The organism is Leptolyngbya sp. AN10 (assembly GCF_050565645.1).
Classification (GTDB): Bacteria; Cyanobacteriota; Cyanobacteriia; order Leptolyngbyales; family Leptolyngbyaceae; genus Leptolyngbya.
The window spans coordinates 219,892-243,146 of record NZ_JBNXVP010000002.1; the positions used below are offsets into that span (position 1 = coordinate 219,892).

Annotated in this window: 23 protein-coding genes; 18 read left to right on the plus strand and 5 right to left on the minus strand. The window is 48.2% G+C overall.

Annotated elements, in window-relative coordinates; translation table 11 throughout:
- Nucleotides 1–27: 27 nt before the first annotated feature.
- Nucleotides 28–1,536 (minus strand): Asp-tRNA(Asn)/Glu-tRNA(Gln) amidotransferase subunit GatB, encoded by a 1,509-nt coding sequence (gene gatB, locus ACQ4M5_RS03915; RefSeq protein WP_430674292.1) that lies wholly within the window; start codon nt 1,534–1,536, stop codon nt 28–30.
- A 244-nt stretch (nt 1,537–1,780) separates the two neighbouring features.
- On the opposite strand from gatB, the gene ACQ4M5_RS03920 reads away from it, so the two are divergent.
- On the plus strand, nt 1,781–3,601 hold the full coding sequence (locus ACQ4M5_RS03920; protein ID WP_430674293.1) for a serine/threonine phosphatase: 1,821 nt from the start codon (nt 1,781–1,783) through the stop codon (nt 3,599–3,601).
- Here the strand turns inward: ACQ4M5_RS03920 and ACQ4M5_RS03925 are convergent.
- The 3 genes from ACQ4M5_RS03925 to cimA form a co-directional block, all read right to left on the minus strand.
- A complete protein-coding gene (locus ACQ4M5_RS03925) occupies nt 3,589–4,143 on the minus strand; it encodes a uridine kinase family protein (RefSeq protein WP_430674294.1) in 555 nt (184 codons plus the stop codon). The two genes, ACQ4M5_RS03920 and ACQ4M5_RS03925, sit on opposite strands and share 13 nt — an antisense overlap.
- Nucleotides 4,144–4,178: 35 nt before the next feature.
- Nucleotides 4,179–4,397, minus strand: a complete 219-nt coding sequence (locus ACQ4M5_RS03930) for a DUF4327 family protein (RefSeq protein ID WP_190378469.1) — start codon at nt 4,395–4,397, stop codon at nt 4,179–4,181.
- A 446-nt stretch (nt 4,398–4,843) separates the two neighbouring features.
- Entirely contained in the window at nt 4,844–6,463 is a 1,620-nt protein-coding gene (cimA, locus tag ACQ4M5_RS03935; RefSeq protein ID WP_430674295.1) for a citramalate synthase, read from the minus strand.
- Between the two features lie 112 nt (nt 6,464–6,575).
- Here cimA and ACQ4M5_RS03940 point away from each other — a divergent pair, with 112 nt between their 5' ends.
- From ACQ4M5_RS03940 to ACQ4M5_RS03995, 12 genes are all read left to right on the plus strand, one after another.
- Nucleotides 6,576–6,914 (plus strand): 2Fe-2S iron-sulfur cluster-binding protein, encoded by a 339-nt coding sequence (locus ACQ4M5_RS03940; RefSeq protein ID WP_430674296.1) that lies wholly within the window; start codon nt 6,576–6,578, stop codon nt 6,912–6,914.
- A gap of 70 nt (nt 6,915–6,984) precedes the next feature.
- Nucleotides 6,985–7,350, plus strand: coding sequence for a hypothetical protein (locus tag ACQ4M5_RS03945; protein WP_430674297.1), 366 nt, complete (start codon nt 6,985–6,987; stop codon nt 7,348–7,350).
- Nucleotides 7,351–7,353: 3 nt separating this feature from the next.
- On the plus strand, nt 7,354–8,397 hold the full coding sequence (thiO, locus tag ACQ4M5_RS03950; protein WP_430674298.1) for a glycine oxidase ThiO: 1,044 nt from the start codon (nt 7,354–7,356) through the stop codon (nt 8,395–8,397).
- 94 nt (nt 8,398–8,491) lie between these two features.
- Nucleotides 8,492–10,009: a serine/threonine protein kinase gene (locus ACQ4M5_RS03955; protein WP_430674299.1), complete on the plus strand. Its 1,518-nt coding sequence runs from the start codon at nt 8,492–8,494 to the stop codon at nt 10,007–10,009.
- Nucleotides 10,010–10,085: 76 nt separating this feature from the next.
- Nucleotides 10,086–10,424, plus strand: coding sequence for a DUF6825 family protein (locus ACQ4M5_RS03960; protein WP_430674300.1), 339 nt, complete (start codon nt 10,086–10,088; stop codon nt 10,422–10,424).
- Nucleotides 10,425–10,471: 47 nt separating this feature from the next.
- Nucleotides 10,472–12,328 (plus strand): ABC1 kinase family protein, encoded by a 1,857-nt coding sequence (locus tag ACQ4M5_RS03965; RefSeq protein ID WP_430674301.1) that lies wholly within the window; start codon nt 10,472–10,474, stop codon nt 12,326–12,328.
- Between the two features lie 94 nt (nt 12,329–12,422).
- Complete coding sequence (locus ACQ4M5_RS03970; RefSeq protein ID WP_430674303.1) at nt 12,423–13,148, plus strand: Stp1/IreP family PP2C-type Ser/Thr phosphatase; 726 nt, start codon at nt 12,423–12,425, stop codon at nt 13,146–13,148.
- A 254-nt stretch (nt 13,149–13,402) separates the two neighbouring features.
- Nucleotides 13,403–13,792 (plus strand): response regulator, encoded by a 390-nt coding sequence (locus tag ACQ4M5_RS03975; protein ID WP_430674304.1) that lies wholly within the window; start codon nt 13,403–13,405, stop codon nt 13,790–13,792.
- Between the two features lie 206 nt (nt 13,793–13,998).
- Nucleotides 13,999–14,769, plus strand: a complete 771-nt coding sequence (locus ACQ4M5_RS03980) for a Crp/Fnr family transcriptional regulator (protein WP_430674305.1) — start codon at nt 13,999–14,001, stop codon at nt 14,767–14,769.
- A gap of 109 nt (nt 14,770–14,878) precedes the next feature.
- On the plus strand, nt 14,879–15,610 hold the full coding sequence (locus tag ACQ4M5_RS03985; RefSeq protein WP_430674306.1) for a Crp/Fnr family transcriptional regulator: 732 nt from the start codon (nt 14,879–14,881) through the stop codon (nt 15,608–15,610).
- Between the two features lie 274 nt (nt 15,611–15,884).
- The gene (metK, locus tag ACQ4M5_RS03990) at nt 15,885–17,141 is read left to right on the plus strand and encodes a methionine adenosyltransferase (RefSeq protein ID WP_430674307.1); all 1,257 of its coding nucleotides are present in this window, start codon (nt 15,885–15,887) and stop codon (nt 17,139–17,141) included.
- Between the two features lie 174 nt (nt 17,142–17,315).
- Complete coding sequence (locus tag ACQ4M5_RS03995; protein WP_430674308.1) at nt 17,316–18,281, plus strand: glycosyltransferase family 9 protein; 966 nt, start codon at nt 17,316–17,318, stop codon at nt 18,279–18,281.
- Here the strand turns inward: ACQ4M5_RS03995 and ACQ4M5_RS04000 are convergent.
- On the minus strand, nt 18,278–18,715 hold the full coding sequence (locus ACQ4M5_RS04000; RefSeq protein ID WP_430674309.1) for a pentapeptide repeat-containing protein: 438 nt from the start codon (nt 18,713–18,715) through the stop codon (nt 18,278–18,280). The two genes, ACQ4M5_RS03995 and ACQ4M5_RS04000, sit on opposite strands and share 4 nt — an antisense overlap.
- Nucleotides 18,716–19,266: 551 nt before the next feature.
- On the opposite strand from ACQ4M5_RS04000, the gene ACQ4M5_RS04005 reads away from it, so the two are divergent.
- From ACQ4M5_RS04005 to ACQ4M5_RS04025, 5 genes are all read left to right on the plus strand, one after another.
- A complete protein-coding gene (locus tag ACQ4M5_RS04005; protein WP_430674311.1) occupies nt 19,267–19,692 on the plus strand; it encodes a hypothetical protein in 426 nt (141 codons plus the stop codon).
- Between the two features lie 130 nt (nt 19,693–19,822).
- The gene (locus tag ACQ4M5_RS04010; protein ID WP_430674312.1) at nt 19,823–20,602 is read left to right on the plus strand and encodes a tetratricopeptide repeat protein; all 780 of its coding nucleotides are present in this window, start codon (nt 19,823–19,825) and stop codon (nt 20,600–20,602) included.
- 68 nt (nt 20,603–20,670) lie between these two features.
- Nucleotides 20,671–21,987, plus strand: coding sequence for a four-carbon acid sugar kinase family protein (locus ACQ4M5_RS04015; protein ID WP_430674313.1), 1,317 nt, complete (start codon nt 20,671–20,673; stop codon nt 21,985–21,987).
- 4 nt (nt 21,988–21,991) lie between these two features.
- Nucleotides 21,992–22,885 carry a 2-hydroxy-3-oxopropionate reductase gene (locus ACQ4M5_RS04020; RefSeq protein WP_430674314.1) on the plus strand — a complete coding sequence of 298 codons (894 nt, stop codon included), beginning with the start codon at nt 21,992–21,994 and terminating at the stop codon, nt 22,883–22,885.
- Entirely contained in the window at nt 22,875–23,177 is a 303-nt protein-coding gene (locus ACQ4M5_RS04025; RefSeq protein WP_430674315.1) for a hypothetical protein, read from the plus strand. Before ACQ4M5_RS04020 ends, ACQ4M5_RS04025 begins: the two co-directional genes overlap by 11 nt.
- Nucleotides 23,178–23,255: the final 78 nt, after the last annotated feature.

Consider the following 23,255-nt stretch of genomic DNA (forward strand, 5'->3'; position numbering starts at 1 on the left):
TTGAGCAAATCGCCCAACCCAATTACATTAACCGTTCAATTTTTTCGCCAACAATTGATTCGTGAGTTTCGGATCTGCCCGTCCTCCGGTTTCTTTCATCACCTTACCCACAAAGAATCCAAGGAGCTTGGTCTTGCCCCCTCGATACTGTTCTAGCTCGGTTGGATTGGCAGCAAGAACGGCATCGATCGCAGATTCGATCGCGCCCACATCGGAAATTTGAATCAAGCCTTTCTTCTCGATCAATTCCTTCGCTGATCCGCCCGTTTGCAGCAATTCTGGCAAGACATCTTTCCCGATCTTGTTGCTGATCGTACCGTCTTCGATTAATCCAATCAGTTCTGCCAACGTTTCAGGCTTGAGTGCCAGTTGAGTAATACTCAGCCTCTCATTGTTCAAATAAGCGCTGATATCGCCCATGATCCAGTTTGCAGCCAGTTTCGGATTCGCTTTCGCGGTGATCGTGGCTTCAAAGTATTCGGCAATGGCTCGATCGTCGGTCAAAATTCGCGCATCGTAGGCGGATAATCCCAACTCTTCCTCATAGCGATGACGCTTTTGGTAGGGCAATTCGGGAAGCTGCGATCGCCATTCTTCTAATTGTTCTGGAGCAACCTCGATCGGTCCCAAATCCGGTTCAGGAAAATAACGGTAATCGCTCGATCCTTCCTTGATTCGCATACTGATCGTGCGTTGCGCTCCTTCTTCCCAGAGGCGCGTCTCTTGAATGATTTTTTCACCATTCTCGATCGCAGCAGTTTGCCGTTCGATCTCGTAGTCGATCGCTTTTTGGATCGCACTAAACGAGTTCATATTTTTGATCTCGACCTTGACACCGAATTCTTCTTGCCCAACCGGACGCACTGAGACGTTGACATCACAACGAAGTGAGCCTTCTTGCATGTTGCCGTCACTCACACCCAAATAGAGCATGATTCGGCGCAACTCTTGAGCGTATTCAGCGGCTTCTTGTCCGGTTCGCATATCCGGTTCTGACACGATTTCGCACAGAGGAACGCCAGCCCGGTTGTAATCGACTAGCGAATAAGTCGAACCTGACAGTCGATCGCTGCCTCCATGTACGAGTTTGCCTGCATCTTCTTCCATGTGCAGGCGAGTGATACCGATGCGTTTCGTTCTGGCTTTGCCGTTTTCATCCAACAAAGGCTTCCCTTTATCGTCGGTGATTTCGATTTCTAGCCAGCCGTGTTCAGCGATCGGTAAATCGTATTGCGAAATTTGGTAATTCTTCGGAAGGTCTGGATAGAAATATTGTTTGCGATCGAACTTACTATAGGGGGCAATTTGGCAATTTAGGGCGAGTCCTGCCTTGACTGCATATTCCAATACCTTTTGATTGAGAACAGGCAAGACTCCCGGCATCCCCATGCACACCGGATCGATATGGACATTGGGATCGGTCGTAAACTGAGTTGAGCTATCCGAAAAAATCTTCGTCTCGGTATTCAACTGACAGTGAGTTTCGAGACCGATAATCGCTTCGTACTGAGTTTTAGCGGGAGCAGCAGTAGTCATGAAATCTAATCGCCTGTGAAAAAGCTGGATTACATTTTAAAGGATTAAGGGAAAAGTGAGTGGGGAGTGGGGAGTGGGGAGTAGGATTTGAAGAGTGGGAAGTAGAAATCGAAAAAGCACTAGAAGTCAACCTACCCCCCACTCCCTACCCCCCACTCCCCACTCTTCAAACCCCCAATCCTGAGCTAAGATTGCTACACCGCCTGAAAAGATTGCGATCGTCTTGCTGAATCTGCGTAACATTGTGAAAACTCCCCGATCGGGAACTGAGGAAGTTGGAATGTTGGTCTGCCCTCAATGCCAATTTGAGAATCCAGAAGATCATAGATTTTGTCAGAGTTGCGGAACTTCGCTCTTTGAGAAACCCTGTGCAAATTGTGGTGATCTGGTCGATTGGAGTGCGTACAAATGCTCGAACTGCGGAACGATCACGGGCACGACTCGATCGCTCTGGATGTCGAAGCCGTCTGATGCCCTCCAGATCGATCCCCGCTATCAAGTCCTCGACTCGTCTGGCGCACTTTGGCAAGTCCTTGATCGAGAACCGCTTAAACCTGCAATTATTGACACGCCACCGGATAGCGCCGTTCCTTATCTCGAATTAGAGCCTTACTTACTCCAGATTTTGCCGCTGTTGTTGAATGCGTGGCAGGACGAAGATCGAGATATCTTGATTCTCGAAGATCGATCGCACTTCACAATTCTGAGCGACTTTCTCAAAACCAGTAAAAGCATCCCACTGCTGCAAATTCTCCACTGGTTTTACGAAATGATCGATATTTGGGAAGCGCTGGAACCCTACAACCTCTGTCACAGTCTAATAGAGTCTCGCAATTTGCGATTAGACGAAGATCAACTCCTGTGCTTAGAGCGATTGATTCCCCACCAAACCACTGCGCCCACGCTAAAAAACTTGGGTACAATCTGGCAGAACCTTCTCGCTCAACTGTCTCAAACGCAATCTGCATCTTTACACATATTGATCGCTGATCTGCGGTCTGAATCTGTTTCCACCCTTGACGAACTTCGATCGCGACTCAAAGCGATCGCTTACGATACCCAAACCGACTTTACTGACTCTGAGATCATGTCTGACCCGCAATCGCCCGAAATTCCCAGTGCCCCTATTTCCGAATCATCCCCTGAACAAGTTGTGACGGTGATTGCTGAACCGGATCACGACAGCGACGATATGCCGACTGTTGTGTTACCGATGCAGTTGTTCAGTCTTGAAGAGGCTGGACGGACGGATATTGGACGACAGCGCGATCATAATGAAGATTGTTTTGGGATTGATACGCAAATTGATAAAGTGCAATCTCCTTCCAATCGAGTGATTCAGGCACGAGGCTTGTATGTGCTTTGTGATGGAATGGGCGGTCATGCAGGTGGCGAAGTTGCCAGCCAAATGGCACTCGATACGCTGAGAACCTATTTTCGGCAGTACTGGCGCGATATGGATGGGGGAATTCATCCCGCAAAGCTGCCTTCTGCTGATGTAATTCGGAATGCGATTCAACAGGCGAACAAAGCCATTTATAACGTGAATCAGGAAGGACTGCGATCGGGCAGTGGCAGAATGGGGACGACTTTAGTGATGGTTTTGATTCACGATACTGAGGCTGCGGTTGCTCATGTGGGAGATAGTCGCCTCTACCGCTACACTCGCAAGCAGGGATTGGAGCAAGTGACGCTCGATCATGAAGTAGGACAGCGTGAGATTCTACGTGGTGTAGAACCGGATATTGCTTATGGTCGTCCGGACGCTTATCAACTCACACAGGCATTGGGTCCGCGTGATGAATACTTTGTCAATCCAGATGTGCAATTTTTTGAAATTAACGAAGATATGGTGCTGTTACTAGCATCAGATGGACTGACTGATAATGATTTGCTTGAAACTTATTGGCAAAGTCATGTTGATCCGATGCTGAGTTCGCAGAACAATTTGGATCAGAGTGTGAGTAATTTGATCGATTTGGCAAATCAGTACAACGGACATGACAACATTACCGCGATCGCAATCCGCGCCAAGGTTCGCCCGAATCTCGATCAGTTGAAGTAGAGGTAATCGGCTTGCAAGTCAGGTCGATACTTCTCAAAATAAGCTCGATCGTTGGGTGTCCAGCAATTGATCCAAATCTCGGATTCATCAATCTGGTATTCGGTTTTTCCCCGGTTCAGTCCTCGCGCTTGAGCCAATTCTAAAGAACAATCAACCCAGATTTTGAAATCATAATAAGGCAGCAAATCCGGATGCAGAATACTAATGCCTTCAATGATGAGATAGTTCGATCGAGGAAGCGATTTCCAGTCTCCTAACTTGCCTGTTTGCCAATCAAACACTTGATAAGAAATGTCTTGTCGCTGGCTCGCTGGAATCAGAACTTGATGCTTTAAGCGATCGCGATCGAACACGATCCAGTCTTCAGAAAGCACATTGCAATCGGGAAGCCAAAATTCGTCGATCGAGACAATCTCAGTCTGTCCCAATGCTTGAGCAAGCTGTTTGGCAAGCGTACTCTTTCCTGAACCACCGAAACCAGCGATCGCAATTAGGAAATGAGAATGCGATCGAACTTGATCTGCAATCTGCGAAATCATCATGGCAAAAACCGGGAGAAATCCCCCGGTTCTGTGACTTAATCTTCTTCCCAGCTATCGACTGCTAACAGTTCGCTGACCGGATCTTTCATCGAGAACTCAAACGCTTCGAGTTCTTGCTTCCAGTAGCTCCAATCATCGCCATACAGCAGCGCAATCTTCCAAAGACTGTCAGTAGGTTTCAGCAGTTTCGAGTCCACCAATTTTTGGACTTGACGCTGCAACTTTTCCATCGGATGGGCGACCTGTAGGTTCATACCATTCATCTACCAAAATTTAGATTGTGAATTAATTGTGGAAATGTTTCTTGCAACCGACCGGATCGAACACATGTCACTGTGGAGGTGTCTGTCTCTTACGGTACTCTGCCGTTTCAGTTCCTAATGTTAGCGTACTTCTCTCTGTTTTTAACAAGTCGTTTCATCATTTCATTGATTCGGATTGCCGTACCTTGATCAGGATGAATTATTAATCTATTTCTACAAGCTAAATCGATCGAATTTCGTCAATCTTGAGGGACATTTCATTGCTGATCCGAAAGCTGAGTTTTTCGTAGACGGGCTGCCCTGACTGAGAAGTATAAAGTAAGAGACTCGATCGTAGTTTGCATTAATCGAGTTGCATTTCCTTGTCGTCGATATGTCAATTTTATAGATAGCCCCCAAATGTATCTAAACAGTGCAAACAATTTACAAATGAATTTCTAGCAGGGTTGCATTGTTTTTGCACAGTGCTGCAACAATAGCCCATACTCTAAACTTTCCACGACCGCTTGGTAAGATGCTTCTAGGATATTTCCTGAGACTCCCACAGTTGCCCAACGTTGTACACTGTTACTTGACTCAACCAGCACACGAGTTTTAGCGGAAGTCCCAGCCGCACCGTCGAGAATTCGCACCTTGTAGTCGGTCAAATAGAAGGTTGCAATTTCAGGATACGCATTGATCAGGGCTTTTCTTAGAGCGGCATCTAACGCAGAAACAGGACCATTCCCTTCAGCGGCTTCGAGAATTTCCTGATGTGCGATCGCAACTTTCACCGTGGCAAGCGATCGAGCCGTTCCACAATAGCTCCGAGTCGGAGCCGATTCAGCCATCATGTCGTAATGCACTTGGAAACCGCGCACTTCAAATGGAGCAGTTCTTTCGCCTAATGCGTCTCGGATTAAAAGTTCAAAACTCGCTTCTGCGGCTTCAAACTGATAGCCATCTTGCTCCAAATGTTTGAGCGATTCTAAAATCTGCCGACAAGTTGGATCGTGCTTATCGAGATTGAAACCAAGCGATCGAGCTTTTGCCAGAATGTTACTCATTCCGGACTGTTCTGAAATGACAATTCGCCGATTGTTGCCAACTAACTCTGGCTGCAAATGTTCATAAGTGATCGGATTGCGCTGAACGGCTGAAACGTGTAGCCCTCCTTTGTGAGCAAATGCAGACAATCCTACGAATGGAGCATGATCATCGGGTGCAAGGTTCGCGACTTCGCTGACGACTCGGCTGACTTGAGTTAAAGTCGCTAGCTGCTCACTGGGTAAACATTGGTAGCCCAGTTTCAATTGCAGATTGGGAATGACAGAGCAGAGATTTGCATTTCCGCAGCGTTCCCCGTAGCCGTTGATCGTTCCTTGAACCATTGTTGCGCCCGCATTCACAGCCGCGATCGCATTGGCAACTGCTAGTTCACAATCATTGTGCGTGTGAATGCCAAGCTGAGTTGGGGGAACGGCTTCGATCACTTCACGAACAACTCGATCGACTTCATGCGGCAGTGTTCCCCCATTGGTATCGCAGAGTGTGATCCATTCTGCACCCGCTGAAATCGCGGCTTCTAAAGTTCTCAGCGCGTACTCTGGATTGTGCTTGTAGCCATCAAACCAATGTTCAGCATCGTAAATAATTCGTCGATCGTGCTGTTTGAGATAAGCGATCGTATCTTGAATCATTGCTAGATTCTCATCCAGCGTTGTTTGCAGTCCTTCGGTCACGTGCAAATCCCAGGACTTTCCAACGATCGTGATCCAGGTTGTTCCCGCTGCCAAAATCGGCTGCAACATTGGATCAGTTGCGGCAGTTTTTCCCGGACGGCGAGTGAAGCAGAACGCGACAATTTCGGCTTGGCTCAGAGGTTGCTCTTTCAGATGCCAGAAAAACTGTACATCTTTGGGATTTGCTCCGGGCCATCCGCCCTCGATAAACGGAATGCCTAACTGGTCTAATTGACGTGCGATCCGAACTTTGTCTTCAACCGAGAAAGAAATGCCTTCCCGTTGAGCGCCATCTCGCAGCGTTGTATCGTAAATTGACAAAAAAATCGGAGCCATGATGCGATTGACTCTAAAGCTTTATTGTAGAAATTAAGACAGTCTTTCATTGTGAAAGATTGAGGGAAACAACGCGATCGCAATTCGCAAATCGTAATGATGAGGTGCAGGAATGCCGACAATTACAGCTCAGGGAAAAACGATCGAATGTGAATCGGGTGCAAATTTACGTCAAGTTTTGCTGAAAAATGGAATCGATTTGTACAACGGTAATGCAACCGTGATTAACTGCCGAGGGATTGGCACTTGTGGCACTTGTTCTGTCGAAATCGAAGGCGATGTTTCTGAAATGGACTGGCGCGAAAAGGCTCGACTCTCTTTGCCACCGCACAACTCGGAAAAATCTCGCCGCTTAGCTTGCCAGGTGCGCGTTTTAGATAATATTCGCGTGACAAAATATGGAGGATTTTGGGGACAAGAGGATACAGTACAGTGGAAACCTGAAACCTAATCGGTATACTTGACGAAAAAGGCGATCTTATCGGGCTTTCTAACATCAGAACGTTATCAGGCAAACTGTTATGAATCGAAATGGAAGACTTGTTGGCGGCGTATTAGTGGGGATTGCGCTTCTCTGGTTGTTACGAACTTTAGGAGCATTGCCGTTTAGCGATCGCACAACGAACCAAATTGGCAACCAAGCCAATGCCCAAATTCCCCCCGATCGTCCCCTGATCACCAATTTTGATGAAACCCGGACCAGCATTGCCAATTTCAATCCTGAGACGGGTGGCGGAACCGGAACCGAAAACCTTGGCACACCTGGAACGGGCACTGGAACCGGAACAGTTGCTCAAAATCCTGGAACGGGCGCTGGAAACGGATCTGGAGCCGGATCTGGAGCGTCCACTCGACCTGCTGCCCCAGTTGTGCCGGGAGCTTGGTAGAACATGACCGAGATGCGCGAGATCTTGATTATCGGCGGCGGAATCATCGGTCTCTCGATCGCGATCGAGCTAAAATCCCAAGGCGTTCCCGTCACGATTCTGTCTCGCGATTTCTCTGAAGCCGCCACCCACGCTGCTGCGGGAATGATCGCCCCTCAAGCTGAAGAGATTCCACCGAGTCCGATGCTCGATCTGTGTCTTGCAAGTCGCGCTCTTTATCCGGATTGGATTCACAAGTTAGAATCGCTCACCGGAATGCATGCGGGCTATTGGGCGTGTGGAATTCTCGCGCCTCGGTATCAGATTGCTCAAGGAATGCTCGATCGAGCTTCTTTACTAACTTATCAGCCCGATTTGAGCGATGAAGTGGTCGGCGGATTTTGGTTTCCCGAAGATGCTCAAGTCGATAATCGCGCATTAGCAAAAGTGCTATGGATGGCAGCACAAGAACTAGGCGTTGAAATTCAAACTGGAATTCACGTCAATCGATTTGTTTCAGATTCCAACATTGTGCAGCTTGAAACGAATCAAGGCAGTTGGAAAGCCGAGCGCTACATTTTGGCAACCGGAGCTTGGTCGGAGGATCTAATACCAATCCCGGTATTTCCGAGAAAAGGACAAATGCTATCGGTTAGCTCTGAAGATTTACCGCTCAAACAAGTTCTATATGGTGAAGAATCGTACATTGTGCCACGCCAAGATGGACGAATTGTGATTGGTGCAACGAGTGAGACTGTTGGATTTCAAGCAGGCAATACCGCGATCGGCGTTCATCAATTACTATCTGCTGCCATTCGTCTTTATCCTGCAATTCAAGGATTTACACTAGAGGAAACCTGGTACGGGTTTCGTCCCGCAACTCCAGACGAGTTACCGATTCTTGGATCTAGTCCATTTGCGAATTTGACTTTAGCAACGGGACACTACCGAAATGGAATTTTATTAGCTCCAATCACGGCGAATGCGATCGCACAACTGGTTCTCACTGGAAAACCTGATTCTCAACTCGAAGCTTTTCACTGGTCACGATTCAATCTAACTGCATAGATTTGAATTTTCTATCCCTTAAACCTATCCGGAATGTTGGGAAAGTGTCGCGAAGGGGTTAGCATAATCTGGATCGTGTGCAGGAGCCGCCAGGATGAAACTACAGATGGGAGCGACCCTTCAGAATGGGAAATACCAACTGAATCAAGTGCTAGGGCAGGAAAGCCTGGGAGCAACCTATCTCGCAACTCAAACGCTGCTCCAGCAACCTATCGTGATTAAAACGATCGATCCTTCTCTACAAATCACCCAAAGCTTTCCCCAACTCAAAACCCGCTTCACTGAAGAAACTCGCCTTCTCGCTCGCTGTCAGCACCCCAGTATTGTTCGCGTCCTCGACTTTTTCCAGGAAGACGGACTGCCGTTTTTAGTCATGGACTATATACCGGGTCAAACTTTGTACGATCGCGTTTCCACCCGCAACGCTCCAAATCTCACCGAAGCTGAAGCCATTCACTATATGCGCCAAGTCGCTTCAGCCTTGAGTGTCGCGCATCGCAATGGACTGATTCATCGCAATATTCGACCGGAAACGATCGTGCGTCGTCAAGGAACCAATTTAGGAATCTTAGTTGGATTCGGATTCGCGCATGATTTGGCAGTAGCAACTCCTAATGAATCCAATCGATTTCTGCCACCGAATCCGGATTGGAACCGAGAGAACCGATTCTCGATCGACCTTTATTCCCTAGCCGCAACCCTTCATTTTCTGCTCACCGGACAGCCGCCAGATGGCTCTCTTTCGTTCGAGCAATATTCTTGGAGTCCTGCCACCAAGCAAGCCATTTTCCGAGGATTGACAAGCGATCCAGAATGGCAACTTCAAACCGTCGATGATTGGCTGCGTCTGTTGCCAAATACGACTTTGCCGTTGATGGCAGCGAATCATTTAGTGCCAGCTAACAATATTGTGCAGAGTGTTCCTCCCGCGCCTGCACAAAACGGTCGATCGAAATCTGTAGAACCTGCACTTGCGCCCTTTCCAGTGACTCAAAATGGACGATCGACGAATCCACCCGCGCCAGCGCCTACGCCGCCCCCGAAACTTTCCACGCCTCCTGCCCAAGTCTCGATCGTCACTCCCCGTCCCCGACTGCCGAAAGTTTTGATGCTCACGATGGCGGCTGCGGGTGCGATCGGACTCGGTTTTGGTATGGCGCTACGAATCAGTGCTGCCAAATCTCCTGGTGGAACCACGATATTGCAACCGATCCAGTCTTTTTCAGAAAAGGAATGGAAGGGCACACTCAGTCCGAGTGACAACACCTTGAAGGATCTGCCCCTAGAATCGGGCAGTGCAAAAACCGACAAAGTACCGCAGCCTTTGATCGAACCTGAAGTCGATCGACCTCGTGACATTCTGCCCAAAGTTGAAGAACCCCTGCCGAATTACACTCGCCCTCGTCGGCAAGTCGTTGAGCCAGTTGAGCCGATTCAACCGATAAGACCTGTGAAACCGTCTCCAGAAGTTGAACCCCCGATCGAGCTTGCCCCAATCGAACCGCCTGAATCGATCGCGCCCCCTGTTGTAACTCCTGTTCCGGTGACTCCTGCTCCCACTAGACCGAGTACTCGTGAGATCGAACCCACTCCGCCCATTTCAACGCCCTAATGAATATTCCGCTTGCGGCTGACTTGTCCTCTGGGCGGCTCACGCTATAATTCAGGCAGCGCTAGGTAAAGATTTTATGAGTACTCCATTAGTTCATGCCTTTTTTGTGGGTCGAGCGATCGCTGAAATTGCTTATGAAAAGCTGGAAGCCGGGGTCACTGATGCTCTGAGCGAGTTGGGCAAGTTTGATGCGGAACAGCGGGAAAACCTACGTCAGTTCGTCGAAGAAGTGATGGAACGAGCAGAACGAGAAGCCTCGGTCTCGACTCAGACCCAAACGACGACGACAACCACGATCGTGCCGTTGGATTTACAAACCGGGGGCGATCTGCAAGCGACGATCGATGATTTGAGAGCCGAAATTGCCCAATTGCGGTCTGAACTTCAGCGCTACCGACTACGATCGAGCCAATAAGTTTTCTATTTCTAAAGTTTTAAATTCAGTTTTAGTTGAGAAATCGCGTGTCTGTTTCTTCCAATGACTCCAGCCCAGCGGCATCAACAGAGCATTCTGTCTCCGAACCTGTGAACGATCCCGAAAAGGTGAATCCCTTGCGTCTTCCTGAGCATACTGACCCGCATGAATCTGAGTTGAATGGAGCGCCCCGAACTGTTCCTCGGCGGCGGAAAGCTCCTGAAACTTTATATTCCAATAAGTCGTATCGCTGGAATCAGGAGAAATATTCGCGCAACCGCCGATTCTTTGATATCTGGTCGTTTGTGCTGAAATTAATGGGATCGCGGTGGCTCTACAACAAACCTTGGAGCTACAAAGGCGGCATTAGTGATGCGAAAAAGGCGGCTCGACGACGATCGTTAGCGATTTGGATTCGAGAAACGCTGCTCGATTTAGGTCCGACTTTTATTAAGCTGGGACAACTCTTTTCGACACGGGCAGATCTGTTCGCCAGCGAGTTCGTCGAGGAATTGACGAAACTCCAAGACCGTGTGCCTGCATTTAGTTACGAGCAGGTCGCGCACATCATTCATGTGGATCTAGGCAAATCGATCGAGGAACTTTATCGCAGTTTCGATCCGATTCCGCTGGCGGCTGCGAGTTTGGGACAGGTTCACCGCGCTCAATTGCACTCCGGTGAGGAAGTTGTCGTAAAAGTTCAACGCCCCGCACTGAAACAGTTATTTGAAATCGATTTACAGATTCTCAAAGGGATTACTCGCTATTTTCAAAACCATCCAGAGTGGGGCAAAGGGCGCGACTGGATTGGGATTTACGAAGAGTGCTGTAAGATTCTGTGGGAAGAAATCGACTATCTGAATGAAGGACGAAACGCGGATACGTTTCGACGAAATTTCCGGGGATTCGATTGGATTCACGTGCCGAGAGTGTATTGGCGCTATGCCTCTCCGCGTGTTCTGACGCTGGAATATATGCCGGGAATCAAGATTAGTCACTATGAAGCATTGGAAGCGGCGGGACTCGATCGCAAAAATCTCGCTCAACTCGGTGCAAGAGCATATCTCCATCAGCTTTTAGATGACGGATTCTTTCACGCTGATCCGCATCCAGGAAATATTGCCGTCAATCCAGATGGTGGGCTGATTTTCTACGATTTCGGCATGATGGGACAGATTAAACCCATCACCCGCGATCGATTACTCGATACGTTTTTTGGAATTGCTCAAAAAGATGGCGATCGCGTCGTTAAATCCCTTGTCGAACTGGGTGCGCTGGCTCCAACCGATGATATGGGTCCGGTTCGTCGATCTGTTCAGTTCATGCTGGACAACTTCATGGACAAACCCTTTGAAGACCAGTCTGTGAACGCGATTAGTGACGATTTGTACGAAATCGCGTATGATCAACCGTTCCGATTCCCCGCAACATTCACGTTTGTGATGAGAGCTTTCTCAACGCTGGAAGGAGTCGGCAAAGGGCTAGACCCAGAATTTAACTTTATGGAGGTTGCAAAACCATTTGCAATGCAGCTTATGACGAATAGTGGAAACTCCCCGGATGGTGGATTGTTAAACGAATTGAGCCGACAAGCTGTGCAAGTCAGTAGTACTGCCTTCGGCTTGCCGCGTCGAATCGAAGACACCTTGGATAAGTTGGAGCGGGGAGACTTGCGCGTGAGAGTTCGATCGACCGAAACTGATCGCATTCTTCGCAAAATGAGCGGCGTGAACATGGGAACGAATTACACCCTGCTCACTTGCGCTTTTACAATTTCCTCGACAATTTTGCTGGTTAATCAACTTTTTTGGGTTGCCGGAATTGTTGCGATCGCGGCTGTAGTGAGTGGAATTGCACTGATTCGATTAATGATGAAACTCGATCGATACGATCGAATGCCTTAAATTCTGGTGTGATTTCGAGTGAGATGTGAATAATTGAATTTAAAGCAGATGTAATTCGGCTTCAACGCTGTCTACCCCGATTCGCTTAACACTCATGAAACGCTTTTTTACCGCTGGGATGACTGACACGGGATTGATCCGATCGGTTAACCAAGATGCTTATGCTGTCGATCCAGATGAACGATTTTTCATCGTTGCAGACGGCATGGGTGGTCATGCTGGCGGACAGGAAGCCAGTCGCATCGCGATCGAGACGATGCAAGCCTTTCTCATGCAGCAGTGGGAGACCGATATTGATTCGGAAACGCTGCTCAAACAAGCTGTGTTAGAGGCGAATCAGGCGATCCTGAAAGATCAGCGGATGAATCCAGAGCGGGCAGACATGGGAACGACCGCAGTGGCAGTAATTTTCCGCGATGAACAGCCGCTTTACACTCACATTGGCGATTCGAGGCTGTATCGCTTGCGGGGAGCCAAATTAGAGCAAATTACCGAAGATCATACCTGGGTGGCGCGGGCAATGAGACTGGGCGAACTGACCCCGGATCAGGCACGAGTTCATCCGATGCGACACGTTTTGGCACAGTGTCTAGGGCGACCTGATTTAGATTCAGTTGAGATTCGATCGCTCTCCGTACAGTCCGGCGATCGCTTATTACTATGTAGCGATGGACTCACAGAAGAACTGACAGATCAAATTATTGCGACTCACTTAAAAGGCATTCGAGCCTGTGAAAAAGCAGCCACTGCTTTAATTAATGCTGCTAAAGATCACGGAGGTCGAGACAATATCACTGTAGTGATTGTTGCAATTCCGTAGTTCACGTACTTTTTACCTTTCCATCCGTCAATAGACGGATTTCTAGAGCTTGTGTACGAAACCGTACAGACAAGAATTCGGCTGGCTCGATAGGGTTTATCAGATGGCAGCAAGTTTGCCTTACTCCTTATGGACTTTCTGCATGAATGCCTTGGCGAATAGAATTCGGTGGGCATCCTCGATCCGTGCAAAAGGTCTATCGGACTTCGGCTCTTTCTCTTTTGTGGGTTCCCCTTATTGGCTCAAATATTGGTATGGAAGCTCTGCCCCTGCAAGGTTTGCGAATTTTACTGGTTGAAGACGATCGAGATTCTCGTGACATGATGATCGTTGCGCTCGAAGCTGAAGGAGCAGAAGTCGTTGCGACGGAAGATGTTCGATCTGCCTTTGCTGCTTTGTCCACTTGGCAGCCTGATTTGGTAATTAGTGATATTCGCATGCCCGACTCAGATGGGTTTAGTTTTTTGCAGGAACTTCGATCGCGCTCCATTACCATTCCTGCGATCGCGGTCACTGGATCAGCCGATGAAGACGAACGCAAACAAGCCTTTGATGCTGGATTTCAGCGCCATTTACCCAAACCGATCGACCTTGAACTACTCTACAGCACCATTACGGAGCTAATTCCGCAATCCACTTCGTGAAGGTCTCAATCACTACCAAAAGACAGAAGGGTAAATTCCCCTTTATGCTCCAATTCTGCCCAACTATAGAGCGTTTGGGTAGAGAGATTGCGATACGATAGCGGGCAGATTCACTGAAGCATTTTTTGTAAACAACAGGCGCAAAACGCTCTGCTTCCAGATTATTCTGGGCGACCGTTCGAGCATCTCTTGTTGAGCCTTAACCCATGACCAGAGACTTCTCCGATTCTGTTTCTTGCCATTCGGCAAACAGTCTACGGCGGCTCCTGCAAGCCATGTCCCCGCCTAAAAACCAACTCCTAACCGCACTTCCTTCAGGCGATTACGAGCGTCTGACTCCGCTACTAGAACCCGTTACGCTAACCTTTGGACAAATCCTTTATGAGCCGAACCAAGCGATCGAATACGCCTATTTCCCCACCACAGCGGTCATTGCTCATCTAAATCTGATGGAAGGCGGGCGAGAAGTGGAAACCGCTGTCATCGGCAATGAAGGCATGATTGGCATTCCGCTGGTTTTGGGCACAGAACGCATTCCCATGCGATCGATCGTGCAGATTCCCGGAATTGCCCTTCGCATCTCGGCAACGACTTTGCAAGCTGAACTCGTCATCAACCGATCGCTGCAAACCTTCCTGCTGCGATATGTTCAGACGCTGATGAGCCAGATTGCTCAAAATCTGACCTGTACTCATCTGCATTCGACGCAAGAACGCTGCTGTTACTTGTTGCTGCTCTTGCAAGATCGCGTCGGCACTCCAGAGCTATCGTTGACGCAAGAATTACTGGCTCGGATGGTCGGAGTGAGACGCGATCGTATCGGTGAAATCGTCACGACATTGGAACGAGCGGGACTGATTCATCACCAGCGGGGACGGGTTACGCTGCTTGATCGTGCTGGATTGGAATCAGCGGCGTGTGAGTGTTATCAAATTTTGCGATCGCAGTTCGATCGACCGTTCGACGAAGCCCCCTAGACCCTATGTACGGTAAGGGACAGACAACGGTGACACAAGACTTATACCTTAGAAACCGCATTCGGATTCGGTCTGAGTGGGTTTGTGTCGCCTGGGTCTCTTGGCTTTCATGCCTCAAAATCGTTCTCGTCCTACTCAAAATAAGCTCCTCCGCGCCCTATCTCAGGAAGAGTACGATCGACTTTCGCCACATTTGGAGTTTGTCACTTTGCCGTTCAAGTTCGTCTTGTACGAGCCGAATCAACCTGTCGATTATGTTTATTTCCTCAATCACGGCGTAATTTCAATGGTGACGATCACAGAGGAGGGCGAAACGGTCGAGGCAGCGACACTCGGAAATGAAGGCATGGCAGGCATTCACGTCTTGCTAGGAGTGGAGCAGGTTTCTCTGCAAGTAATTGCTCAAGTCGCAGGGGATGGAATGCGGATGAGGGTGGATGCTTTTCGACGGGAAGTGACCCCTGGAACGCAACTGTACGGATTGCTCTTGTGCTACACCCAAGCGCTAATTAGCCAACTCTCTCAAACGGTTGCCTGTAATCGCTTGCATTCTGTGGAAGAGCGCTGCTGTCGGTGGCTATTGATGTGTCACGATCGCGTCACGACCAATGAGTTTTTTCTCACTCAAGAACTGCTGTCTCAAATGCTCGGTGTCCGTCGTGCGAGTGTCAGCGTCGTCGCGGCGATTCTGCAAAAAGCGGGATTGATTACGTATAGTCGCGGACGGATTCGGATTCTCGATCGACAAGGCTTGGAAAATGCCTCGTGTGAGTGTTATCGACTGGTGAAAACGGAATTCGATCGACTCCTCGGTGAGCAACTAAACGACCCGGAAGAATAAGCTAAAACCAAAACAAAGACTGGAATTTCAAAGACTCGGTGAAGATGTCTCCAAGAAAATAGTCTTTGCCTCCGTAATATTGCTAGGATGCCGCTCGTAGATCAGCATCAAGATCCTCGGCATTCCCTTCGTGAGGTGGAAGAAAAAAATCATCCTTTGGTTTAATCTCCGTCTGACGTTGAAGTTGCCGCCGGAAGCCGAGTGATATAATTCCGGCAACTGTATTGCAGGCTAACTGTTACAGGTCAAATCACGAGATTAAAGGAGATTGCCCTTGTCCCGTCGTTATTTCTTTACGTCTGAGTCCGTCACTGAAGGACACCCAGACAAGATTTGTGATCAGATTTCGGATACGATTTTGGATGCGTTGTTAAGCCAAGATCCGAGCAGTCGGGTGGCGGCGGAAGTAGTTGTAAACACTGGATTGGTTCTCATTACAGGTGAGATCACCACGAAAGCAAACGTCAACTACATCGACCTCGCTCGGAAGAAAATTGCTGAAATTGGCTATACAGGTGCAGAAAACGGGTTTAGCTCGAATAGCTGTGCTGTGATGGTCGCGCTTGATGAACAATCCCCGGACATCGCTCAAGGCGTTGATACCGCTCAAGAAAGCCGCGAACATCTTAGCTCAGAAGCACTCGACGCGATCGGGGCTGGCGACCAAGGCATTATGTTTGGGTTTGCCTGCAACGAAACTCCGGAGTTCATGCCGTTGCCAATCTGTTTGGCTCACCGCATTTCTCGTAAACTCGCTGCCGTTCGTAAAACGGGTCAACTGTCCTACTTACGTCCAGATGGCAAAACGCAAGTCACCGTCCTCTACGAAGACGATCGACCTGTGGGAATTGATACGATTCTGGTTTCGACTCAGCACACCGCAACGATCGGGGATATCACCGACGATGCTGCGATTCAAGAAAAGATCAAATCGGATCTTTGGGCGCTCGTTGTCGAGCCTTGTTTCGCGGATATCGACATCAAACCCGATAGCGAAACTCGTTTCTTAGTCAACCCGACTGGAAAATTTGTGATCGGTGGACCTCAAGGAGATTCGGGGCTGACCGGACGGAAAATCATCGTTGATACCTACGGTGGATATTCCCGTCACGGTGGCGGCGCGTTCTCTGGAAAAGATCCCACGAAAGTCGATCGCAGTGCTGCTTATGCCGCAAGATACGCCGCGAAAAACATTGTCGCAGCAGGTTTGGCGGACAAGTGCGAAGTGCAGTTGAGTTATGCGATCGGCGTTGCGCGTCCGGTCAGCATCATGATCGAAACCTTCGGCACTGGAAAGGTTGGCGATGACATTCTGTTGGAGTTGGTTCAGAAGCATTTTGAACTGCGCCCAGCGGGAATCATTCAAACTTTCGGACTGCGGACGCTTCCCGGCGATCGTGGTGGTCGCTTCTATCAAGACGTGGCGGCTTATGGTCACTTTGGTCGTCCCGATCTGGAACTGCCTTGGGAACAAACCGATAAGGCGACTCTGTTGAAGGAATCTGCGCTTTCTGCAACCGCAGTCGGCTAGAACCTGATTTGAGCGAAATTGCCCTTGGTAGAAACTCTCTACTGAGGGCTTTTTATTTGGTTTTTGCTCAAAATTCGTCGATCGAACAGAATTTATCATCATTGCGGAGTTTCTTTGGCGGATTTCTTCCCTTAAAATAAGGGCGGAATTGCAGCGTCGTAATATTTAAGTCTTATGAGAATTCTTGCCCTCGTTCCAGGTGGAATCGGCGATCAAATCCTTTTTTTTCCGACCCTGGACGATCTAAAAGCCACTTATCCTGATGCTCAAATCGATGTGGTGGTTGAACCTAGAGCAAAGGGCGCATACCGGATTTCTAAATCGGTGAATGATACGATTTTGTTTGATTTCAAAGGTAGAAATAGCTTGTCCGATTGGAGTAATCTGCTCGGAGTTTTGCGCGATCGAGAATACGATATTGCGATCGCACTCGGTCAACGTTGGGGAATTGGCTTCTTGCTGTGGCTTTCTGGAATCGGTACTCGAATCGGATATGCGAGTGGTTCTGCGGCTGAAACGTTCTTTACTAAAACTGTTCCGCTCAATTCTGATCAATATGCAGCAGCGATGTATCACGATCTGCTGAAAGGATTGGGTATCAAACGAGCGCTTTCTGATGTTGCGATTAGTGTTCCAGCTAAAGATCTTGAATGGTCAGACGCGGAACGGAAACGCCTCGGATTGCAAGATGGTCGCTATGTTCTGATTCATCCAGGTGCAAGCCAACTCTCGCAACGCAAAGGAATCGACAAGATTTACCCCGCAGAAAATTGGCAGAAGATTGTTCAGGACTTTCAGCAGAAGCAGCCAGATTTACCGATCGTGCTAATCCGAGGTGAAGAAGATTCCGCGATCGTGTCTCAAATCGCGGCGTTATGTCCTGGAATTAAAGTGACTTCACCCGAAAATATTGGTCAGTTAGTTTCAATGATTGCAGGTGCAAGCTTGATGATGTGTACCGATAGTGCACCGATGCACATTGCGATCGCGGCTCAAACGTTTACGCTTGCACTCTTTGGCGCAACTGATCCAGAGAAACTGTTACCGAAGAGCGATCGAGTTACAGCAATCAAATCTCCCACTGGAAAAATGGCAGATATCACACCGCAAATGGTGCTCGATCGTGTTTGGGGCGGTTAACGATCTTCGCCACCCGCAGCGATTCCACTCCCATAGACTTCTGCATTCTGGATGTTAACGCCATCTAGAATCGCCCCCAAAGTTTGAGCATTGATCAAACTTGCGGCAGACAGATTTGCGTTTGTCAGATTTGCCTGATCGAGCGTCGCATTGGTCAGGTAAGCGGCTGTGAGATTAGCGTTCTTCAAATTCGCGCCCGTTAAATCTGCACCTTCTAAGTTTGCACCCGTAAGATTTGCGCCTTCGAGATTTGCGTTCCGCAGGTCAGCCCCCAGAACATGGATCTCCTTCAAATTTGCACCCGCGAGATTACACCCGGAACATTCGCCCGTGGTGATGAGTCGTTGAACGTGCTGCGGATTTTCGGCTCGAATTGGAGTTGCGAGCGAAACGGTAGCGAGACAAGCAAGGGTGATTCCAACTTTTGCAAACATAAAAGTATCCTCCAGCAGATAATAAGCGGAGCGGGTCGATCAACAAGGTGTTGTATTAATAGCTTCAACTGTATGGAAGGCGATTCCAGAAAACCTCGGTCTCTGGATATCGTTCGATCGAAAGAAGGTCTGATTTGTGGCGAGTCCTAAGAGAATGTTTGAAACGTATAGAAAGACTCTTCGCTGCGATCTCATTCCGCCCGTGATTGGAAATCACGGTCTATCGGGAAAAAGTCCACTAAAGGGGACTGGAAGCGAGGAATAGAACCCTTTTCAGTCGGTTTTAATCGATTTTGTACCGATAGCCCCGAATTCCATTCGAGGAGCGATTGAGGCGATGAGCGACTACTTTTCAAATCTCCTCTAAGTTTTGTTGAACTTGATGAGAGTTCCTATCTGTTTTTATTGTCACAGATTTTCTTTGTGGGAGCAGAATCTCTCAACTTTTTCTAACAATCGAAAGCGCAATAAAAACAACACTATGGGACTCATAAATTTGATAAAATTTAACATCATTAAGATTAATGCGACGCGCAGCGGTTAGGAGACTTATGACCGGATTCATCCGAGGACTATTTTCAAAATCGAAATCAACTGACGAGGCAACGAATTCCGCTTCTGTAGAACCTCCAAAACAGGAGAAAAGAGAGAAACCTGCTCGTGCCCCCAAGGAAAATTCTGCTTTCTTTTTAGATGCGACTGATGCTCAAACGTATGGCAATCTGGAGTACATGAAGGCTTCCAAGAAGATTCGCCGCACGTTTCCTAAAACTTTAGATAGCCCAGAAGAGAAGGAGTACATCCAAGAGCTTTCGGCAATGGGTCGAGTGGTTCCAGGACAAGCGAAAGTCGAAATTGTGGCTCCGAAGCCTGAATCGGAATCGACGACTCCGATCGAGGATGCTGCGGCTCAACGTCGAAAAGCAGCTTCAGATATGGATATGTTCCGTAAGATGGCGAAAGATATTCGCAAATAGTTGAGTTCTTTTCGTTTCTTAAATCCCTAGTCTCTCGAAGGCTGGGGATTTTTTGCGATTAGGAAAACGTACTTAATGGGATTTCGATGTACGTGAGTTAGGCTGTGCGTAAATTACATACTTAAGACTGATGACTCTCAAAAAATCGATTCCATTCATCTTCGCGATCGGGGTATTTGCGGTAGCTCCTTCATTTCCCACAATTGCAGCCACTTCTCCGATTTCTGCTTCTCAACTGAGTCCAAGTGAGTTGTTCGATCGAGCGTATGCAAAACAGCAGAGAGGTGATTATCGCGGCGCGATCGCAGATTACACTCAAGCGATTCGGTTGAAGCCCGATTTTCTTGCAGCTTACGGGAATCGAGGCAATTCAAGATCGAGACTGGGCGATTATCGAGGCGCGATCGCAGATTATGAGCAGGTTTTGAAGCTGAATCCGAATGATCCGCTGGCTTATTTGAATCGAGGCGATGCGCGATCGGGGTTAGGAGACAGGAAAGGTGCAATTGCAGACTACACACAAGCGATTCGATTGAAGCCCGATTATGCAGATGCGTACTACAATCGCGGCATCGATCGAGCGGCAACAGGCGACAAGAAAGGCGCGATCGCGGACTACACTAAAACGATCGAACTTGATCCCGAATACATTGGAGCCTATGGAAATCGCGGCAATCTTCGCTTTGATATGGGAGATAGGCAAGGCGCGATCGACGATTACAACCAGGTTTTGCAAATCAATGCCAATGATCCGATCGCTTACTACAATCGGGCGCGAGTGAGAGCCGCAATGGGGGATCGGACGAATGCGATCGCGGATTATCAAAAAGCGATCGACTTAACTCGCAACTCAGGAAATTCTCGACTGCATCAAAATGCTATCAATGGGCTTAGACAGCTTCAGCGGTAATGTCGTATCGTTCATGATCGCCGTTTCCTGGTAGATTGAGCGATGTATAGCGCTGAGAGGCAGGAACGATGCAACCAAAAATCATTGTGCTTGATGATGATCCAACGGGGTCGCAAACGGTTCATAGTTGCCTGCTTCTCATGCAGTGGGATGTTGAGACTTTGAGAATTGGATTGCGAGATGAAGCGCCGATTTTCTTTGTGCTAACAAATACGAGAGCGATGACTCCCGAAGCTGCAAAATCGGTGACTCAGGAAGTTTGCCGTAATTTGAAAAGTGCGATCGCGGCAGAATCGGTTCAAGATTTTCTGGTGGTGAGTCGATCGGATTCGACTTTGAGAGGACATTACCCGATCGAAACCGATGCGATCGCGGAAGAACTCGGTTCGTTCGATGCTCATTTCCTTGTTCCTGCATTTTTTGAAGGTGGACGCACGACACGCGACAGCATTCACTATTTAAAGGTTAACGGGGTTGATACTCCGGTTCACGAAACTGAGTTTGCAAAAGATTCGGTGTTTGGCTATCAGCACAGTTATTTACCGGATTACGTTGAAGAGAAAACGCAGGGTCGAATTCGGGCGGATCAGGTTGAGCGATTTTTGCTCTCCGATATTCGATCGAGCATTCAATCCAGATTAGAAAAGCTACACGATAACCAATGCTGCGTGGTTGATTCGGAAACGCAAACAGATATGGATCGGTTTGCATCTGATGTGATGACAGTTGCAGCCGAAGGGAAACGATTTTTATTTAGAAGTGCCGCAAGTTTATTAACTTCACTGGCGAACTTGGGAGCGCAACCGATCGCACAAGCAGAAATGGCAAGATATGTGCGAGAAGGTAAGCCTGGAGCCGTAATCGTTGGTTCTCATGTGAAGAAAACGACTGAACAATTACAGAAATTGCTCGAAGCTCCGGGAACGGTTGGCGTTGAAATCGAAGTCGCGCAATTGGTTGGATCAGATGCGGCTCATGATGAATTGTTAAAGAGTGCGATCGACAAAATCAACGAAATTCACAACGCTGGAAAAACGCCTGTCGTTTATACCAGTCGCAAAGAGCTAACTTTTGAAGATGCCCAAACTCGATTGAACTTTGGCGAATCCGTTTCAACATTATTAATGGATATTCTGCAAGGTCTTCCAGCCGATATTGGTTTTCTGATCAGCAAAGGGGGCATCACTTCAAACGATACTCTCAGTAAAGGACTAGCACTCAGAACGGCTCGACTCTTGGGGCAAGTTTTAGCGGGCGTTTCGATGGTCAGAACCGCAGAAGACCATCCTCAATTCCCGAATTTGCCTGTCGTTCTATTTCCTGGAAATGTTGGGGATGAAACCGCTCTTGCAACTGTTTACGATCGCTTAAACCAACACATTTAATCACATGGAACGTATCGGATTCATCGGACTTGGCATCATGGGGAAACCAATGGTGCAAAACTTGTTAAAAGCGGGATATAGCGTGACTGTGTTTAATCGATCGATAACTGCGATCGACGAACTCGCTACCCAAGGCGCAACGCCCGCAATCTCTCCCAAACAAGTTGCTGAACAATCCGATATTGTGATCACCTGCCTTCCCGATTCTCCCGATGTGGAGTCGGTTGTATTAGGCGAGAACGGCGTTTTATCTGGAGCGCGATCGGGAATGTTGTTCATCGATATGTCTACGATCGCGCCTGCGACCTCCAAAAAAATCTACTCGGAACTTCAAAAACACGAAATTCAATCGCTTGATGCTCCGGTTTCTGGAGGTGATATTGGCGCACAACAAGGAACGTTATCGATCATGGTAGGCGGAGAGAAATCAGCCTTCGATCGAGCATTACCCGTCCTGCAAGCAATGGGAAAAAACATTGTTCACATCGGAGAAGCAGGAGCCGGACAAGTCACTAAAGCTTGCAATCAAATTGTTGTCGCAATGACCGTTCAAGCTGTTGCAGAAGCGCTCACACTAGCGAAAAAATCAGGGGTTGATCCTGCAAAAGTTCGAGATGCTTTGCTTGGTGGATTCGCTCAAAGCCGAGTGTTAGAGGTTCACGGGCAGCGAATTTTAGACGGAACTTTTCAGCCTGGATTTAAGCTCGATTTGCACCGAAAAGATATGAACATTGTGTTGCAGACTGGGCGAGAAGTGGGAGTGCCTTTACTGGGGAGTGGTCAAGTGACCGCGTTAATGGATTCGCTGATTGCTCAGGGCAAAGGGGAATTAGATAATGCAGCGATCGCGCTTTTATACGACCTGCTCTCAAACCCTGTGAATGAGGGTGAGGACTAATTCGAGCCAACAATTAACCGTTTTGGAGCATCATTTCCTGATTGGTGGGCAACAGTTCCTCATTTTGGAAGACAATTCCCTGATTTTTGAAAGTGATTTCCTGATTGGTGAGCAACAGTTCCTCATTTTGGAAGGCAATTCCCAAATTTTTGGAAGCGATTTCCTGATTGGTGAGCAACAGTTCCTCATTTGGGAGAGCGATTTCCTAATTTTTGAAAGCGATTTCCTGATTGGTGGGCAACAGTTCCTGTTTTGGGAGAGCGATCGCACTACGGTAGAAAACATACAGTGATGTCTCTGATACCAGAGTGAAAAATATCTGCTACGAATGCCTTGGCGAATAGAATTCGCTTGGGCATTCTGTGTTGCA

What these genes read in the sequence shown, in the direction of transcription:
- gatB (WP_430674292.1), bottom strand. Translation starts at nt 1,536, where the DNA reads ATGACTACTGCTGCTCCCGCTAAAACTCAGTACGAAGCGATTATCGGT.
- ACQ4M5_RS03925 (WP_430674294.1), bottom strand. Translation starts at nt 4,143, where the DNA reads ATGATGATTTCGCAGATTGCAGATCAAGTTCGATCGCATTCTCATTTC.
- ACQ4M5_RS03930 (WP_190378469.1), bottom strand. Translation starts at nt 4,397, where the DNA reads ATGAACCTACAGGTCGCCCATCCGATGGAAAAGTTGCAGCGTCAAGTC.
- cimA (WP_430674295.1), bottom strand. Translation starts at nt 6,463, where the DNA reads ATGGCTCCGATTTTTTTGTCAATTTACGATACAACGCTGCGAGATGGC.
- ACQ4M5_RS03940 (WP_430674296.1), top strand. Translation starts at nt 6,576, where the DNA reads ATGCCGACAATTACAGCTCAGGGAAAAACGATCGAATGTGAATCGGGT.
- ACQ4M5_RS03945 (WP_430674297.1), top strand. Translation starts at nt 6,985, where the DNA reads ATGAATCGAAATGGAAGACTTGTTGGCGGCGTATTAGTGGGGATTGCG.
- thiO (WP_430674298.1), top strand. Translation starts at nt 7,354, where the DNA reads ATGACCGAGATGCGCGAGATCTTGATTATCGGCGGCGGAATCATCGGT.
- ACQ4M5_RS03955 (WP_430674299.1), top strand. Translation starts at nt 8,492, where the DNA reads ATGAAACTACAGATGGGAGCGACCCTTCAGAATGGGAAATACCAACTG.
- ACQ4M5_RS03960 (WP_430674300.1), top strand. Translation starts at nt 10,086, where the DNA reads ATGAGTACTCCATTAGTTCATGCCTTTTTTGTGGGTCGAGCGATCGCT.
- ACQ4M5_RS03970 (WP_430674303.1), top strand. Translation starts at nt 12,423, where the DNA reads ATGAAACGCTTTTTTACCGCTGGGATGACTGACACGGGATTGATCCGA.
- ACQ4M5_RS03975 (WP_430674304.1), top strand. Translation starts at nt 13,403, where the DNA reads ATGGAAGCTCTGCCCCTGCAAGGTTTGCGAATTTTACTGGTTGAAGAC.
- ACQ4M5_RS03980 (WP_430674305.1), top strand. Translation starts at nt 13,999, where the DNA reads ATGACCAGAGACTTCTCCGATTCTGTTTCTTGCCATTCGGCAAACAGT.
- ACQ4M5_RS03985 (WP_430674306.1), top strand. Translation starts at nt 14,879, where the DNA reads ATGCCTCAAAATCGTTCTCGTCCTACTCAAAATAAGCTCCTCCGCGCC.
- ACQ4M5_RS03995 (WP_430674308.1), top strand. Translation starts at nt 17,316, where the DNA reads ATGAGAATTCTTGCCCTCGTTCCAGGTGGAATCGGCGATCAAATCCTT.
- ACQ4M5_RS04000 (WP_430674309.1), bottom strand. Translation starts at nt 18,715, where the DNA reads ATGTTTGCAAAAGTTGGAATCACCCTTGCTTGTCTCGCTACCGTTTCG.
- ACQ4M5_RS04005 (WP_430674311.1), top strand. Translation starts at nt 19,267, where the DNA reads ATGACCGGATTCATCCGAGGACTATTTTCAAAATCGAAATCAACTGAC.
- ACQ4M5_RS04010 (WP_430674312.1), top strand. Translation starts at nt 19,823, where the DNA reads ATGACTCTCAAAAAATCGATTCCATTCATCTTCGCGATCGGGGTATTT.
- ACQ4M5_RS04015 (WP_430674313.1), top strand. Translation starts at nt 20,671, where the DNA reads ATGCAACCAAAAATCATTGTGCTTGATGATGATCCAACGGGGTCGCAA.
- ACQ4M5_RS04020 (WP_430674314.1), top strand. Translation starts at nt 21,992, where the DNA reads ATGGAACGTATCGGATTCATCGGACTTGGCATCATGGGGAAACCAATG.